Below are 15,255 nucleotides of genomic sequence, written 5' to 3'. Positions count from 1 at the left end.
CCTCCTAGCGAAGCCACTTGACAGCTTGTATCTCCGTTCCTTGTTCTGGTGCGGAATCTAATTTAAATTCATCCATCAGTCTTCTGACGCCCGGCAAGCCTGCTCCGAGTCCGCCTGATGTAGAAAATCCGTCTTCCATTACTTTACGTATATCCATGATGCCAGGCCCCTCATCGGCTGCGATGACTTTGAGTCCACGCTTTCCGCGCTCCATCACTTCTTCTATACAAATCTGACCTTTACCAGCGTATAAATAGATGTTACGAGCTAATTCTGAAATGGCCGTCGTAATTCTTGCTTGGTCAACTGTTCCAAAACCAAGTTCTTTTGCAACATTCCGCCCCAATTGTCTTGCTGCGACTATGTCCCATTCCGTCAATATTTTTACACAGGATTGGTCTTTCATATCTATTCCCCCAATTCCCGCTTCAGTGTCTCAAGCCCTTGTTCAAGATCTAGTGCTGTCTGAATTTCTTCCAGTGAAATGCCAAGTTCAATAAGTGTCACAGCGACTGCCGGCTGTATTCCTGTTAATACAACTTTTGCCCCCATGAGCTTGGACATGGTGATCACATCGCCTAATACCTTTGCGATAAATGAATCAATCATATCGACGGATGTTAAGTCAATGACCACACCGTTTGCTCCTGTTTCATGAATTTTATTCAGTAAGTCTTCTTGAAAGTGAAGAGCTGTTTGATCATCAAGCTCCCACTGTATTGAAATCAGAAGACAATTATATAATTTTAAGATTGGAATCTTCGGGTGATTTCTCAATTGGTTATCCCTCCAATGAAACAATTTTTCGATTTGTCATTTCCAAAGCAGTTTGAATTCCTTTTTGAAGGGTATTCTTTGTTGTAACCTGAGATAAATCAATTCCAAGGTTAACGATTGTTTGGGCTATTTCTGGGCGAATACCGACAAGTAAACACTTCGCTCCTACTAATCTCACAGCCTCTGACGCTTGAATAATATGGTGTGCCACCATTGTGTCTACGACAGGTACACCCGTGATATCAATCAGGACGACCTGTGAGCGATGTTTGACGACACCATTAAGCAGGTTCTCCATAATTTTTTTCGCACGATCTGTATCAATTGTGCCAACAAGTGGCATGACGGTGATGTGCTCAAACACAGGGATTAGCGGGGCAGAAAGTTCCTGCAGCGCAATTTTTTGAAGGCTGACGGTTTTTTCCCATGAGATGGAATACTGGTTTAAGATCTCATTATGGATGGGTGTGATGAATCGATCGATTTGCCAGATGAGGTCATGACTTTCTTGTGTTGTATCTTTGTCATCGTTCATTTTTTCATATAAATGTGTACGGATTTCCGTTAGACCGTTTGCCAGTAACTTAAGTGATATACCCATTTGAACGATTTTCAAAGCAAAATTTTGCACTTTTTCTTCAAAATCCTCATGATCCCCCTCTGAAAGGGATGTAATGATGAGTTGAACATATTCCGAACAGATGGTTTCATACATTTTGTCGTTCAGCATCATGTCCGTTTCTTTTTCTCCGAGTCGTTTTAAAATGTCCGTCCACTCTGTTTCTAATTCCTTTTGGTGCTTTCTTGCAAAAGCTAACACGATATGATTCGACATGTTTTACCCCCTACTTACATTTAAAGCTCTTCTTTAGTCTTTCTTCATTATAACGTTAAAAAAAATTGAACACAAAAAAAGTTGCTCCCAATAGAGCAACCAAGTACCACCATATTAAAAATCAATAAGAGCCAAACTAACTTGTAAGGCTTCATCAACCTTCTCCATCATCTCATCATCAAGATGTGTGATTTTATCTGTCAATCTTTGTTTATCGATCGTACGAATCTGTTCCAAAAGAATGACAGAATCTCGTTCAAAGCCGTAGCGCTTTGCATTAATTTCGACGTGAGTCGGTAATTTCGCTTTTTGTATTTGGGCTGTTATGGCTGCAACGATAGCAGTCGGGCTGAAGCGATTTCCAATGTCATTTTGAATCACCAATACCGGGCGAACCCCGCCCTGCTCGGAGCCAACAACAGGAGATAAATCAGCAAAGTAAACATCACCGCGTTTAACAATCAAATGTTTAACCCCCGCTGACTAATCGCTCAACTGTATTCTCAGCCTCAAATTCTGCGTATTGTGCCTCTGAAGAGATATTCAGATTAATTTTCGCCATCTCCATGTAGCCGCGTCTCATCGATTCACGATTTTGTCGAATATTACGTTCACGAATATACGTTTTTGTCGCTCGGTAGATCAATTCATTTCTTGTTACCTTATCCTGCTCTGCTACTCGTTCGATTTCAGACATTAAAGCCTCCGGCAGTCGAATCTTCATTTCGTTTGTTGCGCTGGATTCAGACAAAAAACATACACCTCCACAAAACTTACGGATACCGTTTCGATCCATTCCAAGACTAATCATACCATTATTCAATGCACAAGCAAAGCTGTTTTTTCATGATTTCTTATTAGAACATGAAGCGGCTCGCCACCCGTAAATCAAGATGATAATGGAGTTCCTCTTTCCCATTATACGCTTTTTTCCGAAAATCATACGGTATTTCCAAAATCTCTAAAAAAGGGAGAATGTTTATTCTGCCTTTGTTGAATAAAAGAGAACGATGTCAGTTTGAACATCGTTCCCGTGGATGCTGTTTATAAAAAGCTTGGCCCGCCTTGAAGCAGCGGATTACGTACATGAACCCTTTTGCCGTCCTCTATATAGACTCTTGGAACGCGGTAGCCAACAGAACAAGTGACTTCGTAGTTAATGGTTTCAAGCCGCTTGGCTATTTCATCGACAGATATCTTGTCTTCGCCTTGTGTCCCGATGAGCACGACTGGCTCACCTGCCGGAATATCCTTTTTCAAATCAATCATGAATTGATCCATACATACCCTTCCAGCAATCTTTCGGCGTTTTCCGCCAACGAGCACTTCTGTTCCGGCAAGCTTCCTGATCCAGCCGTCTGCATACCCGATTGGAATCGTACCAATCCATGTATCTTGATTCGCTGTATAAGTGGCACCATAGCTCACGCTCTCACCCTTTTGAATGGGCTTTACATGTGCAAGTTTTGTATGAAGAGATAATGCTTCTTCCAGTTGAAATGGCAATTCATCTTTGATTTCTTCCGACGGCGACAGCCCGTACATACTGATGCCAAAACGAACCATATTGAATAAAGTGTCTTTAAACCTTAGACCTGCTGCGCTGTTGGCGCAATGAATGAGCAGTTTGTCCGTATGAAGCGGTTGAAGCAATGTTTTAAACGTATCAACCTGCATACCGAAGTAGTCTTCATCTTTTTCATCCGCTGTGGCAAAGTGAGTAAATACTCCTTCCAACTGTAAAAAAGAATGATCGTGGACAAGCTCTTTTACTTCGCTCACCTGCTCGATTGTTTTCACACCTAACCGATTCATGCCGCTGTCGATTTTCAAATGGAAACGAATGGGTTGTCCCATCTGCCCTTTCATCAATTTGACGACTTCTCTCAGCCACTGGATAGAGTAAGCAGTCATGATGGCGTTGTATCTAACGGCGACTTTGACATACTCTGGTGGTACTGCACCGAGCACAAGAATCGGGGCTTTGATGCCTTTATTTCTTAAAGAAATGGCTTCATCTAAAAAAGCGACGGCTAATAGGTCTGCTCCTGCTTCGAGGGCAGCTCTTGCCACTTCTATATCTCCATGTCCATATGCATTGGCTTTCACAACAGCCATTAGTTGGACGCTTTGACCAATATGGTCTTTCATATGTGAAACATTATGCTTGATTGCTGTTAAATCAATTTCTGCCCATGTGTCTCTATAAAAGGCATTTGTGTCCATTCATCACACTTCCCTATTGAATGATTCAATACTTCATTATGATACTAAAAATCCAGAATAATGTGAAACAACTCAAAGAAAATCAGCCCCTGCACAGGGCTGATTTGTTGTTATGTTAAGAATCTCGCCTATTTCGCTGACTGTCCTTCTACACTTTTGGCGACCATTAAGAGTTCTTCTTTCGATAAATCACTTGAAGAAATCAAGTAGTCAACTCCATCAGATGTCCAAGAAAGAGATTTGTCTGTCAGAACACCCACTGTCATGCCAAGATCGACTGGCTCGCCGTTCATCGTCACAGGCGTAGACGCTTCTGCTACCCGCGCTTTTTCCTGAATGAGCGTGAAGGATTTCTTTCCGCCATACGTCATCACATACCGCTTTCCAGCATCTGTTGTCATTTCTTTCTCTTCCATTTTCTTCACGCCCTCTGGCATATCCACAGGCGTTTTCACAGCAAAGCTGTCAGATGGATCTGCACTTGTGGCAACATCCATTTGAGAAAGTGTCATATTTTTCTTCTCATCAAAGGCGTCTTTGTCAAAGGATTTGTTGAATTCAAAGTGAGAGAATTCTACTTTCACCATTGGCTTTTTATCGCTGTCCAGTACTTTCACACTGGCAGGCGCCATTGTTTTTTTATGAAAGGTAATCTCTTGGGTCGGCAGCATTTGGTTGTGCTGATAGTTGGTTTTTGTTTCAAAAACGTACTTCGACTCTTTTGCTTTGAACTGAGCTGCACTGTCATTTTTAATGTCTTTCACAAGTGATTCAAATAAATACACCTGACTGCTGTTGTTCGGCCAATCACTATGGAAGCGGAAGCTTTTGTTTAATGAAGGTGTCAGCACAAATACACCATTGCCATTTCTTAAAATGACTTGACTCTGATCCTTCTTCGGATTTTCTAAATAGACACGGTAAAGCTCCGGCTTCTTGTACCAAATTTCCACATGGTATTCCTGCGGATCATTTCCTGTCTCAATGGTCATTTTTGCTTTGGCTTTGTATGATGTCATTTCCTCTGCCTTTTTGTTTAAATCTCCAACGATATCTTGTTGAGATTTTTGACCGCATGCGGAGAGAATCAATACAAAAAGGATCCCCGTTACAAGCAAAACAAAGCTTTTTCTCACCCTTTTCAACCCCTTCGTTAATTGTGTTAAAAGGAAGAAACCGCTTGTTTGACTTTAACAGTACGCCTCAAGAGTTAACTGCGTACCGCGAACCATCAAAGCCTGTTAGCAACTCGCCCTTCCTTATCGCACTACCCAATATATGAAGGGGGGACAAACAATATGCAGACTAGCTTGACAACCTTTCAATTAAAACTTGTGCTGCAGCATATTCTTTTGTGTGTGTAATGGATACATGAACGTAGTCTTCTTTTGTTTTCTCACTTTTGATGAGGGGTTTTCCGTTCGCATCTTTTTGTATCTCGATGTCGTGAAAGCTTATATACTGACCAATTCCCGTACCGTATGCTTTTGCGAATGCTTCTTTCGCCGCAAAACGCCCTGCCAGAAACTCCAGCTGTCTCTTTTCACTTAGTGTGTGAAAGACTTCCTGTTCATGTAAAGTCAAAATTCGTTCTGGTAAACGGGGCTGCCTGCTAAGAACTCGTGACAGCCGGCCGATCTCTACAATATCCATACCGATTCCTTTAATCATGAGGTACCTCCTATGATACTCGTACTAATTTGGATGTTCGCTTCATAAACGTGTTACTATAAACTTACCATTATCTAGTCAAAAGGGGTTTGTTATGTTTATTCGAACGGAGAGCTTTCAACAATTTATTAGATCGTATCCAATCGTAACAGCGATCCTTGCTTTGCAAATCGGCCTATGGCTTTTATTTGCGATCCCTATTCCAATGATCCAGCTTGGGCAGGACCATCTCGTTGGTTTTAATTATGGTGTTGCAGCAGGAGAATGGTGGCGGCTTTTAACGCCTATTTTTCTTCACGGAAGTCTGACACATATTCTGTTCAATTCCATGTCGCTCTTCCTATTCGCTCCAGCACTTGAGTATTTGCTTGGAAAGGTTCGATTTCTTATGATTTATCTGGGTGCTGGATTCATTGGCAATCTCGGAACCTATTGGGTGGAGCCTTTAGAGTACGTACATGTCGGGGCTTCTGGTGCGATATTTGGTTTATTTGGCGTCTATCTTTATCTTGTCCTATTTAAACCGCATATGATGGACCGTGGTAATTCTCAGGTGATCTTAACGATTCTCGGCGTCTCTGTTATTATGACGTTCGTCAACTCGAACATCAACATCATGGCCCACTTATTTGGATTGATAGGCGGCATGATCCTAGCACCGATCACTCTATTCTTCCATTCAAAAAAACGACGCTATTAAGCTCATAAAAAATGTCGATCACTCCGTTTAACGGGAGCTGATCGACATTTTTTGTTTAAGTTGATTGATTCGTTTCATAGGAATACCAATCGCATACACGTTCAGCATCTTCCTCTTCAAGGTGATGCACACCAAAGGAATCAAGCAAGGCAGAGGACTTCACAAAGGTGTGAATACTTGCCACCCGCCCTTTCTTTTGAAAATAGGATTGGGTCATCGTATAGTTTTGCATTCGTTTTCTTAAAACAATTCCGGTGGTCTTGCCGATACCTCTTGTCGTTAATTGAATTAGTTGATCTTTGATCACATATCCTGATTGTTTATAGGCTAAATACCCAAAGAACAAGGCAAATGGTAATGGAATCAGCGCCAAATACCCCCATGGTGGAAAACGTACAGAAAGGATTATACCTACAAGTAATGGAACAAATCCGTAAGATATCAGATAACGTTTCAGTGAACGCTTCGGCACTTTTTTCAAATCACTTTCTGGTGCCAGCTGATATTGATCTGTAAATTGCGTTAACAATTCATTGATTTTTTTCTTCCGTATGAGTGGAAATAAGACAGAAGAGGTCTCTTTTTCTGTAATGGAACCTCCTGCGCTGACAAGCATGACCGTCGCAAAACCAAATGGTTCACGCAGAATATTTTCTTTGATTTTCACTGCTTGAATTCTCGCAAGCGGAATGGTCATTTGATGCCTTTCGATGAGTCCTCTTGTGATGATGATGTCTTTCCCTTTTCGTTTTGCGGTAAAATTCGCATATTGAAGGGCTGTTACCCCAACACTAAGAATCCAAGCAATCAATACGGCAATAAATATGAGAATCGCATAAATCTCAACACTCGCATGACTTAAAAAAGAAAACCGTTTGAGGAATCCGTCCAAAGGCAGAATTTCATCTATTTGTGTGTAAATGGCGAGACACCCAGAAATAATGACGCCGATTCCGCTTGAAGTGGTCGCAGCCAAAAGCAACTCAGGTATACCCATTCGGTAGGAAACACTGATTTCTTTTTCTACAGGCTGTTGCGCTGTCAGAGGATCAGGGAGATCTAAATTTTCGTCATTCATTTCTTCTTGTTGCAAGCTTTTCTTCCGGTTGAAAATCGATTGCTTTAATTGTTCAGCTTCTGCTTTTGTAATGGCCGTCAGGCTCACTTCAGGTCCATCCGTCCCGCCTGCCGTTTCGATTTGCACCCGAACCAAACCGAAAATACGCTGGAAGATGCCTTCACTTGTATTCACCGTTTGAATTCGTTCTAACGAGATATACTTTTTCTTTTTGGTGATGACACCTGATTCTACTCGAAATTCATCGTCTTCCATTCGGTAGGTGAATCGTCTCCATGCTAAAACGGTTGAAACAGCTTTCCATAAAAGAAGCACCCCAAGAATAATGAACGCATAAAAACGAATACTTGAATTCGAGTTCACAAAAATAAGCACGAAAAAAGGGATAATGAAGTTTTTGATCATGGATACGGCATCTGATATAAAATCAATGAACATCGAGATTGGATGTACACGTTTTGGTTCAGACATCATCTTCCGTCACCCTTGCTAATCGAGATATGTAATCGCGAAGCTCATCTGCCTCTTCTAATTCCAGTGCCGGAATATCATGCACTGTCGCAGCCGTAGAAATTTGAACAGATGCCAACCGGTAGCGCCTTAAAAGCGGCCCTTGAGATGTATCCACATGCTGAACACGTACCATTGGCACAATGACACGTGTGACACGAATCAATCCGTGCTGTATTTCAATTTCGTTCTCAAATACTTCATAGCGCCAGATGTGATGGCGGATTTTCGGTATGAGCCAGATTCCGAAGATGACCTGTAAAATCCACAAACCGATGAGGATGGCTCCAATCCAATATGGCCATTGAAAATAATAACTAGCTACAAATACCCCAATGATGATGAATAAGAAAATCAATGAGATAATTCCATTTTGAAGACGCCATACTTTTAATCCATTTAAGCTGATTTGACGTTGCGGCTGTTTTCTCACATTCTTCCCCCATTCTCTTACTTTTCTATCAATATATTACGAAAGAAAGCCTAAAAAGTTTCATTAGGACTGTTAAAAAAAGCGAACCCTGCAAAGGATTCGCTTTTGAATTAGTTGTTATAAGATTTCTTTTGACGACGATCGTTAGAAGAACGATTGCGGTCATTTGAAGAACGCTTTTTATCACCGTAAGATGAACGGCTTTTTCCGCGATAGCCGCCACCACCGCCGCCGTCTCTGCGTTTAGAAGAGCTGCGGTTGTTACGATTGCGTTTTGAAATCATTGGTGCTTCATCTGTCAAACGAACAGGCGTTGCATCCGGCTCTTTTGTCATCATTTTGATGGCAGCCGCAACCACTGTAACAGAATCATGATCTTCTAACAATTCAGCAGCTGCTGTCATGTAGAAGTTCAAGTTGTTTTCACTAATGATTGTGCGTAGACGGTCAACTGTGACTTGTTGTTGTCCTTCAATTGCCTCGTCTAGAGTTGGTTCTTTCATACGATCCATTTTACGCTTAGTCGTTTGCTCAATCGCACGAAGCATATCTTTTTCACGTGGTGTGATGAATGTCATCGCCATACCTGTACGTCCAGCACGGCCTGTACGTCCAATACGGTGTACATAGCTTTCTGGATCTTGTGGTACGTCGAAGTTATACACATGTGTAACACCTGAGATATCAAGTCCACGTGCTGCAACGTCTGTTGCGACAAGCACATCGATTGAACCTTCTTTAAATTTACGAAGCGCAACCATACGTTTCGCCTGAGTCAAGTCACCATGAATTCCTTCAGCTGTATAACCTCTAAGGTTTAATGCTTCAGTCAATTCGTCAACGCGGCGCTTTGTACGGCCGAAAACAATTGAAAGCTCTGGTGATTGAATGTCAAGAAGACGAGTCAATGTATCGAACTTCTTACGCTCGTGAATATCCAAGTAGAACTGCTGGATGTTAGATACAGTCATTTCTTTCGCTTTTACTTTTACATGTTCTGGGTTTGTCATGAAACGCTCTGCAATACGCTTAATTGGTGCAGGCATTGTCGCAGAGAATAAAAGTGTTTGGTGTTCACTTGGTACATTTGAAAGGATCGCTTCAATGTCTTCGATGAAACCCATGTTGAGCATTTCGTCTGCTTCATCAAGCACGACTGTTTCAACATTTTGAAGACGCATTGTGCGACGATTAATGTGATCAAGTAAACGTCCTGGAGTTCCTACAATGATATGAGGATTTTTCTTGAGCGAACGGATTTGACGGCCGATATCTTGTCCACCGTAAATTGGAAGTACACGTGCACGCTTGTCTTGGCCGATTTTGTATAGCTCTTCAGATACTTGAATCGCTAATTCTCTTGTTGGCGCAATGATGATCGCTTGGATGTTAGGAGACGCTGGATCGATTTTTTCTACAAGAGGAATACCAAATGCTGCAGTTTTTCCTGTTCCTGTTTGTGCTTGTCCGATGACATCTTTATTCTGAAGACCGAGAGGAATCGTTTCTGCTTGAATCGGTGTTGCTTCTTCAAATCCCATGCGGTTAATAGCTTTCATGAGACTTTCGCTTAATTGAAAATCTTGAAACGTTATAGTCAATTTATTCAAACTCCTTCTAATTGCTGTTTCAGTAATCTCGTGAATGATCATTAAAAACTGCCCTTTGTATGAAAGGACAGGTCCATTATATACAAAGCCCGAATTACCCTACATTATATCTTACCATTACACTATTTGTTTTTCAACAAGACAGAAATGGATATATCTACTGCTCGACAATGACTGATTCACCTTCACTTTGATCTCCGTCCATCCATTTCCACTTTTCAAACAGTTGGATTTTCCCGTTATCCAGCTGCTTAGGGGTGGAATGACATGAACCGCTTCTCATGCTGCCATCCTTACTTACATGATGATATCTAAAATGAAGTGCTCCGTCTTTATTCACAGTTCCTACAAGTACGCCAGATTGAATACTGCCGCCTTGATATGTGCCCGTTAAAATATTCCCGTCCTGACGATATTGAAATATGGTTCCTTCCGATACTTCCCCATTGCTCGAATTAGACTGCGGGACAAAGGTTTTTCCGTCATATTGAAACAACCGAATCGACCACCTTTTCTTACCTATTGTAACATAGGCCTGTCACTCATTCGACAAAAATGATGCAAATTTTAACAAGTGGGATTCAATTTATATTAGTTTAGCCACATTTCAGCTTTTCTATAGATTAAATTGTTTTTTTAGAAATTGTTCGACTTTCTCAAACAATTGCTGTGCACAAGGCTCATGACAAACGTGATGTTTACAATCCGGTAAATAGAACATTTCTTTCTGACGGGACGGGATTTTATGATAAATGAATTCTGCACTAGAAGCGGGGACGATCCCATCGCTTTCACCTTGAACGATCAAGACAGGTAGATGAAGCTTTTCAAGAGAACCTTTCGTTTGCTTCACCAATTTCATAAATTCTACAGCAGCTGATAGCGGTGTACTCTTCAGCTTATGACGATATCGATCATACAATGGGTTCGTATCAATCAAACCAGACAAGGATTCCTTCACCATCTGCCTTGTGTCTTGAATCATTTGTTTTGGGTTAACATATTTAGCAGCAGCACTTAACAGAACAAGACGGGCCACTGGATACTTCGCTGCTAAATATGAGGCAATCATCCCGCCCATAGAAAAGCCGACCAAATAAATGGTGTCACATGTTCGGTAAAGGGATAAGAGTTCTAATTCAGCGGTGGCAATCCACTCCTGATAGAGAATGCCTTTGAGCTGAAGTTCCTCCCCATGCCCCGGAAGCGTGACAGATTGTACCGTCCAATCTGTTGTCTGCTTTAAATATTCCGCAAGCGGCTCTACTTCATACGGGGCACCAGTAAAACCGTGTATACATAGACAGCCAATCACCCTGTCACCTTCTTTGCCGATCTGATTTATAGTGCAGTAATCACGTCTTCCAATCTCATGCCACGGGAAGCTTTGACAAGAACGACATCGTCAGGTCCTGCCACATCCGCTAGTTTTTTCTTCAGTTCTTCTTTGTCCATATAAGAAGATACACGGTCGTCTCCAAATGCTTTCTTTGCTCCTTCAGCAATGAATGCGCCAAGACGGCCAAACGTTAAAACATGATCAATAAACTCAGGCTTGATGTACTCCCCTACTTCAAAATGATAGGTTTCTTCTTCACTGCCCATCTCCAGCATATCTCCGAGAACGAGAATGCGGTTAGCAAAGCCATCCATATCTCCTACAAGATCAATCGCTGCCTTCATCGACGTAGGACTCGCATTATACGCATCGTTGATAACCGTGATGCCCTTATCTGTTTTAAACAGTTCTAAACGCATGCCTGTCAATTTCGTTTGCATTAGCCCTTGGGCAATTTGCCTTTCATTCAGACCGAAATGCTGGCCGATTGCAATAGCTGCAAGAGCATTCTTTACATTGTGTTTCCCTAATACAGGAATGAGAAACCCTTGAGCATATCCCTCCACTTGAAATTCAGTGCCTTCAGCGAGTTGGTGGATGTGAATCACCTTGATATCACAGTCCTCTGATTCCCCAAATGTTTTTACGCTACGTGCAAGGGCATTTGCTCTTTGGCGGAGTAAAGGCTCGTCTCCTAAATAATAAAAAGTCCCATCCTCTTTTAACCCTTTTGTGATCTCACATTTTGCATCTGCAATGGCTTCTCTTGATCCTAGATCCTGCATATGAGATTCTCCAATATTGGTGATGACAGCTGCATCAGGTTCAGCGAGATTAGATAAAAATTCGATTTCTCCTTTTGCACTCATGCCCATCTCTAATACAGCAATCTCTGTTCCTTCTGGCATTGCAAGGATGGTCAGTGGAAGTCCAATATGATTATTAAAGTTGCCATCTGTTTTATGGACTCTGTATGTCGTTTGTAGGACAGAATGGATCATGTCTTTCGTCGTTGTTTTGCCATTACTTCCAGTAATACCGACAACTCGAGGGTTTTCCTCTTTTAAGTATGATTTCGCAAGCTGTTGGAGTGCTGTCAGAGTATCCTCTACAAGAATGACAGGTACACCGGATGGTGGGTTCGCTTCTGTTTCATTCCAAAGAACCGCTGCCGCTCCAAGCTCCACTGCTTTTGAAGCAAAAGTGTGACCGTTAAAATGTTCCCCGATAAGCGGGATAAATAGTGCGCCTTTTGATACTTTTCGTGTATCTGTTGTCACTCCGTGTATCTGTTCTTCGCCAAAAGCTTCATTCGATAATGTGCCACCAGCCATTTGGGCGACTTGTTTCACTGTACGTTTGATCATGTTTTTTCGCCTCTCTTTCTCATTTCACGTTTGAAGGAAAAGAGACACTACCTGTAGGATAGTGTCTGCTTGCTTCTTACATTAAAAAGTGGTTTTAATGGTTTGTTTTTCTTGATGGCGCTCAATTGCAAGTGACACCAGCTTCTCAATCAGCTCAGGATACTCTACACCAGTATGTTTCCAAAGCAGCGGGAACATACTAAAAGGTGTGAACCCTGGCATTGTATTCACTTCATTGATCAGCACTTCGCCTTCTTCTGTTAGGAAGAAATCTGCACGTACGAGGCCAGATCCATCAATGGCTTTAAATGCCTTAATCGCCATATCATGAATCGTCTTGTACTCTTCCTCTGACACACTCGCAGGAATGATCAAATCTGTATCGCCATCTTCATATTTTGCTTTGTAGTCATAAAAATCTGTTTTAGGTGCAATTTCACCAACAACTGAGCATTTCGGCTCGTCATTTCCTAATACACCAATTTCAATTTCTCGTCCTACAACGCCTTCTTCCACAACAACACGACGATCATATTGGAAAGCCAAATCAAATGCTGTTTGCAGCTCTTCTTTGCTGCGGCATTTACTAATTCCGACACTTGATCCCATGTTGGCAGGTTTCACAAAACAAGGATACCCGAGAACTGCTTCTACCTGTTCTAGACTGTCTGATATGGCTTTCTCATAATCCTTTTTATTGAAGGAAAGGTGCTTTGCCTGCGCAAGTCCAGCTTGAGCAAACACATCTTTCATCATGACTTTATCCATACCCGCAGCAGACGCGAGAACGCCGTTACCAACATACGGGATATTCAATAGTTCAAGTAACCCTTGCATGGTCCCATCTTCACCATTTGGCCCATGTAGCAATGGAAAGACAACATCAATCTTTTCATCAGCTGCTGCAGGCTGTGGAAACATGCTTTCATTTAAAGAAGTTGGTAAAAACGTCTTTGCATTTTGTTCAAATTGAAGCATTTTGACGTTTGATACTGGTTCAGTGAGTTTTTCTCCTCTTAGCCATTCGCCCTCTTCTGTAATATAAATTGGATGTATATCGAACTTCTCAGTGTTAAGTGCTTTTGTAACTGCAAGGGCTGTTTGCAGTGATACATTATGTTCGGCTGACTTTCCGCCGTAAACCAATCCTAAACTTATTTTCAATGGATACTCCCCCCACTAAAATTCATCTTTACTATCTTATCACTTTCAAGCAAAAATGCTCTAATTAATTTTTGTTGTTACGGAATTGAAATGATTTGTAAAGGTTGTAAGCGCCCCCCGAGCATTTGTATGTCATTCGCCTTTATTTTATATTAAAATGACATTGAAAAGGAGTTGTGACAAATTGAAAAAAATTACAAGCACTGAACAATTCAACGAAATCATTCAATCAGACAAAGAGGTCATCGTTAAATTCTTTGCGACATGGTGCCCTGATTGCACTAGAATGGACATGTTCATTCCAGACATTTTAGAGGCTTATGCTCAGAATGAATGGTTTGAAATAAACAAAGACGACTTTCCTGAGTTAGCGGAAACGTATCAGGTCATGGGAATTCCTAGCCTGTTAATTTTCAAAAATGGCGAAAAAACAGGTCATTTACACAGTGCCAACGCTAAATCACCTGAAGAAGTAACGGAGTTTCTTCAAGAACACGTTTCATAACTCATTTGAATGGAGACATCAGCCAACTCATGCTGGTGTCTTTTTTTATATCCTTTTAAATCAAATCTCTTCATAAGACGAGATGTGCGGCTAAAATGTTTCAACATCGGCAGGAATGTTTGATCTGATTTCATGACAAGGTTTGACAGCGGATTATTTCCTGGGAAAGAATTCATCGTCGATATGGATGGGAATATGTCGGTTACGTGAATTTTCTGAATTGAATCTTTACTTATGACATTCTGCTTTGTATAATGGAGTTGCTAATTGAAAATGATTATCAATTTCATCTGTGTGAAATCTTATAGAGTCCATTCTACCAAAGGAGCGTTGAGTTACATGTCTAAGAAGAAAATCAAAACGTATCAGCAATTGATTGAAGAAAACAAGGAAGCGATCATGCGAGACCCTAAGATGATGGAAAGTATATACGCAACCATCGACAAAAAGCACCAAAAGCAGCTTGCCGCTGCTGGACGTGAATCATAAACACAAGAAGAGCAGTCAAATAGATGGCTGCTTTTTTATTTGCCTGAAGAAAAGAAAAAGCCGATAAAATCTATTCTTCGATTTTATCGGCTTTTGTTTTAATGTGATTTCGCTACACGGTCTTGTTTCATTCCTAAATAGATGAGCATATATGTTAGATAACCCATTGTCATCGTTAAACCACCGAAGAAGAATTGTGAAAACACGGGTTCTTCAAATGTCGTAACGGCAGCAAGAACGATCCAGCTCGCATATAAATAGACCATGAACCATTTCATGTTTCTTTTAAGTGTATACAGAAAGAAAAGACCCGCTAATGAAAAGATCCCTAGCGCTAGTCTGAAATAAACAAGATGATCAAACTGGAAGGCAAAAGACACAAACGAAAACGACAACAGCAACAAAATAGGTAAAGCCGTAATAAAATTTTTCACGATAGTGCCACCTCCATGACTCTGTCTTATTATAAGACAAAATCAGCCGGTTATCGTGAAATACAGACTCGTTTTCACAAAGATGTCACGAATTTTTCTTGTTATTTGACACAATTT

General features: G+C 41.2%; 19 protein-coding genes. 3 read left to right on the top strand and 16 right to left on the bottom strand.

From position 1 onward, the window contains the following. Positions 1 to 4: 4 nt before the first annotated feature. The 8 genes from FBF75_RS16455 to acpS all read right to left on the bottom strand — a co-directional run bounded on the left by FBF75_RS16455 (position 5) and on the right by acpS (position 5,509). Positions 5 to 406, bottom strand: coding sequence for an anti-sigma regulatory factor (locus FBF75_RS16455; protein WP_003214085.1), 402 nt, complete (start codon positions 404 to 406; stop codon positions 5 to 7). 2 nt (positions 407 to 408) lie between these two features. Beyond that, the gene (gene rsbS, locus FBF75_RS16450; RefSeq protein ID WP_003214235.1) at positions 409 to 777 is read right to left on the bottom strand and encodes an RsbT antagonist protein RsbS; all 369 of its coding nucleotides are present in this window, start codon (positions 775 to 777) and stop codon (positions 409 to 411) included. A gap of 4 nt (positions 778 to 781) precedes the next feature. Next, on the bottom strand, positions 782 to 1,612 hold the full coding sequence (locus tag FBF75_RS16445) for an RsbT co-antagonist protein RsbRA (RefSeq protein ID WP_017358395.1): 831 nt from the start codon (positions 1,610 to 1,612) through the stop codon (positions 782 to 784). 114 nt (positions 1,613 to 1,726) lie between these two features. Further along, positions 1,727 to 2,077 carry a type II toxin-antitoxin system endoribonuclease NdoA gene (gene ndoA / locus FBF75_RS16440; protein ID WP_003214169.1) on the bottom strand — a complete coding sequence of 117 codons (351 nt, stop codon included), beginning with the start codon at positions 2,075 to 2,077 and terminating at the stop codon, positions 1,727 to 1,729. A gap of 4 nt (positions 2,078 to 2,081) precedes the next feature. Then, a complete protein-coding gene (locus tag FBF75_RS16435; RefSeq protein WP_003214273.1) occupies positions 2,082 to 2,363 on the bottom strand; it encodes a hypothetical protein in 282 nt (93 codons plus the stop codon). 293 nt (positions 2,364 to 2,656) lie between these two features. After that, positions 2,657 to 3,838, bottom strand: a complete 1,182-nt coding sequence (alr, locus tag FBF75_RS16430; RefSeq protein ID WP_017358396.1) for an alanine racemase — start codon at positions 3,836 to 3,838, stop codon at positions 2,657 to 2,659. A gap of 128 nt (positions 3,839 to 3,966) precedes the next feature. After that, positions 3,967 to 4,983: an outer membrane lipoprotein-sorting protein gene (locus tag FBF75_RS16425; RefSeq protein WP_007496489.1), complete on the bottom strand. Its 1,017-nt coding sequence runs from the start codon at positions 4,981 to 4,983 to the stop codon at positions 3,967 to 3,969. A gap of 160 nt (positions 4,984 to 5,143) precedes the next feature. Then, entirely contained in the window at positions 5,144 to 5,509 is a 366-nt protein-coding gene (gene acpS, locus FBF75_RS16420; protein ID WP_136944957.1) for a holo-ACP synthase, read from the bottom strand. 94 nt (positions 5,510 to 5,603) lie between these two features. On the opposite strand from acpS, the gene FBF75_RS16415 reads away from it, so the two are divergent. After that, complete coding sequence (locus FBF75_RS16415) at positions 5,604 to 6,209, top strand: rhomboid family intramembrane serine protease (RefSeq protein WP_136944956.1); 606 nt, start codon at positions 5,604 to 5,606, stop codon at positions 6,207 to 6,209. Between the two features lie 55 nt (positions 6,210 to 6,264). On the opposite strand, the gene FBF75_RS16410 is transcribed toward FBF75_RS16415, so the two are convergent. The 7 genes from FBF75_RS16410 to FBF75_RS16380 form a co-directional block, all read right to left on the bottom strand. After that, on the bottom strand, positions 6,265 to 7,761 hold the full coding sequence (locus tag FBF75_RS16410) for a PH domain-containing protein (protein WP_136944955.1): 1,497 nt from the start codon (positions 7,759 to 7,761) through the stop codon (positions 6,265 to 6,267). Then, on the bottom strand, positions 7,751 to 8,230 hold the full coding sequence (locus FBF75_RS16405) for a PH domain-containing protein (protein ID WP_008346922.1): 480 nt from the start codon (positions 8,228 to 8,230) through the stop codon (positions 7,751 to 7,753). The genes FBF75_RS16410 and FBF75_RS16405 overlap by 11 nt, the downstream gene beginning before the upstream one ends. Positions 8,231 to 8,340: 110 nt before the next feature. Continuing rightward, entirely contained in the window at positions 8,341 to 9,831 is a 1,491-nt protein-coding gene (gene cshA, locus FBF75_RS16400) for a degradosome RNA helicase CshA (RefSeq protein ID WP_017358400.1), read from the bottom strand. Positions 9,832 to 9,997: 166 nt separating this feature from the next. Continuing rightward, on the bottom strand, positions 9,998 to 10,336 hold the full coding sequence (locus tag FBF75_RS16395) for an avidin-fold protein (protein ID WP_017366661.1): 339 nt from the start codon (positions 10,334 to 10,336) through the stop codon (positions 9,998 to 10,000). 120 nt (positions 10,337 to 10,456) lie between these two features. Continuing rightward, a complete protein-coding gene (locus FBF75_RS16390) occupies positions 10,457 to 11,155 on the bottom strand; it encodes an alpha/beta hydrolase (protein ID WP_017366660.1) in 699 nt (232 codons plus the stop codon). Positions 11,156 to 11,181: 26 nt separating this feature from the next. Beyond that, positions 11,182 to 12,546, bottom strand: a complete 1,365-nt coding sequence (locus tag FBF75_RS16385) for a UDP-N-acetylmuramoyl-tripeptide--D-alanyl-D-alanine ligase (protein WP_048001255.1) — start codon at positions 12,544 to 12,546, stop codon at positions 11,182 to 11,184. 81 nt (positions 12,547 to 12,627) lie between these two features. Further along, positions 12,628 to 13,710 (bottom strand): D-alanine--D-alanine ligase, encoded by a 1,083-nt coding sequence (locus FBF75_RS16380; RefSeq protein ID WP_007496503.1) that lies wholly within the window; start codon positions 13,708 to 13,710, stop codon positions 12,628 to 12,630. A 184-nt stretch (positions 13,711 to 13,894) separates the two neighbouring features. Between FBF75_RS16380 and FBF75_RS16375 the strand changes: the two genes are divergently transcribed. Next, on the top strand, positions 13,895 to 14,215 hold the full coding sequence (locus FBF75_RS16375) for a thioredoxin family protein (protein WP_008346934.1): 321 nt from the start codon (positions 13,895 to 13,897) through the stop codon (positions 14,213 to 14,215). Between the two features lie 339 nt (positions 14,216 to 14,554). After that, a complete protein-coding gene (gene fbpB, locus FBF75_RS16370) occupies positions 14,555 to 14,704 on the top strand; it encodes a Fur-regulated basic protein FbpB (RefSeq protein WP_017366658.1) in 150 nt (49 codons plus the stop codon). 98 nt (positions 14,705 to 14,802) lie between these two features. Here the strand turns inward: fbpB and FBF75_RS16365 are convergent, their stop codons facing one another. After that, positions 14,803 to 15,138, bottom strand: coding sequence for a hypothetical protein (locus tag FBF75_RS16365; protein ID WP_017366657.1), 336 nt, complete (start codon positions 15,136 to 15,138; stop codon positions 14,803 to 14,805). Between the last annotated feature and the right edge of the window lie 117 nt (positions 15,139 to 15,255).

The organism is Bacillus sp. S2(2019) (genome assembly GCF_005144805.1).
In the GTDB taxonomy this organism is placed as follows: Bacteria; Bacillota; Bacilli; order Bacillales; family Bacillaceae; genus Bacillus; species Bacillus altitudinis.
Note: the sequence above shows the minus strand (reverse complement) of the source record. Positions and strands in the feature narration are given on the sequence as shown.

Excerpts from the sequence above, each read along its gene's own strand:
- FBF75_RS16415 (WP_136944956.1), top strand. The coding sequence starts at position 5,604 with ATGTTTATTCGAACGGAGAGCTTTCAACAATTTATTAGATCGTATCCA.
- FBF75_RS16445 (WP_017358395.1), bottom strand. The coding sequence starts at position 1,612 with ATGTCGAATCATATCGTGTTAGCTTTTGCAAGAAAGCACCAAAAGGAA.
- FBF75_RS16455 (WP_003214085.1), bottom strand. The coding sequence starts at position 406 with ATGAAAGACCAATCCTGTGTAAAAATATTGACGGAATGGGACATAGTC.
- FBF75_RS16385 (WP_048001255.1), bottom strand. The coding sequence starts at position 12,546 with ATGATCAAACGTACAGTGAAACAAGTCGCCCAAATGGCTGGTGGCACA.
- acpS (WP_136944957.1), bottom strand. The coding sequence starts at position 5,509 with ATGATTAAAGGAATCGGTATGGATATTGTAGAGATCGGCCGGCTGTCA.
- alr (WP_017358396.1), bottom strand. The coding sequence starts at position 3,838 with ATGGACACAAATGCCTTTTATAGAGACACATGGGCAGAAATTGATTTA.
- fbpB (WP_017366658.1), top strand. The coding sequence starts at position 14,555 with ATGTCTAAGAAGAAAATCAAAACGTATCAGCAATTGATTGAAGAAAAC.
- FBF75_RS16410 (WP_136944955.1), bottom strand. The coding sequence starts at position 7,761 with ATGATGTCTGAACCAAAACGTGTACATCCAATCTCGATGTTCATTGAT.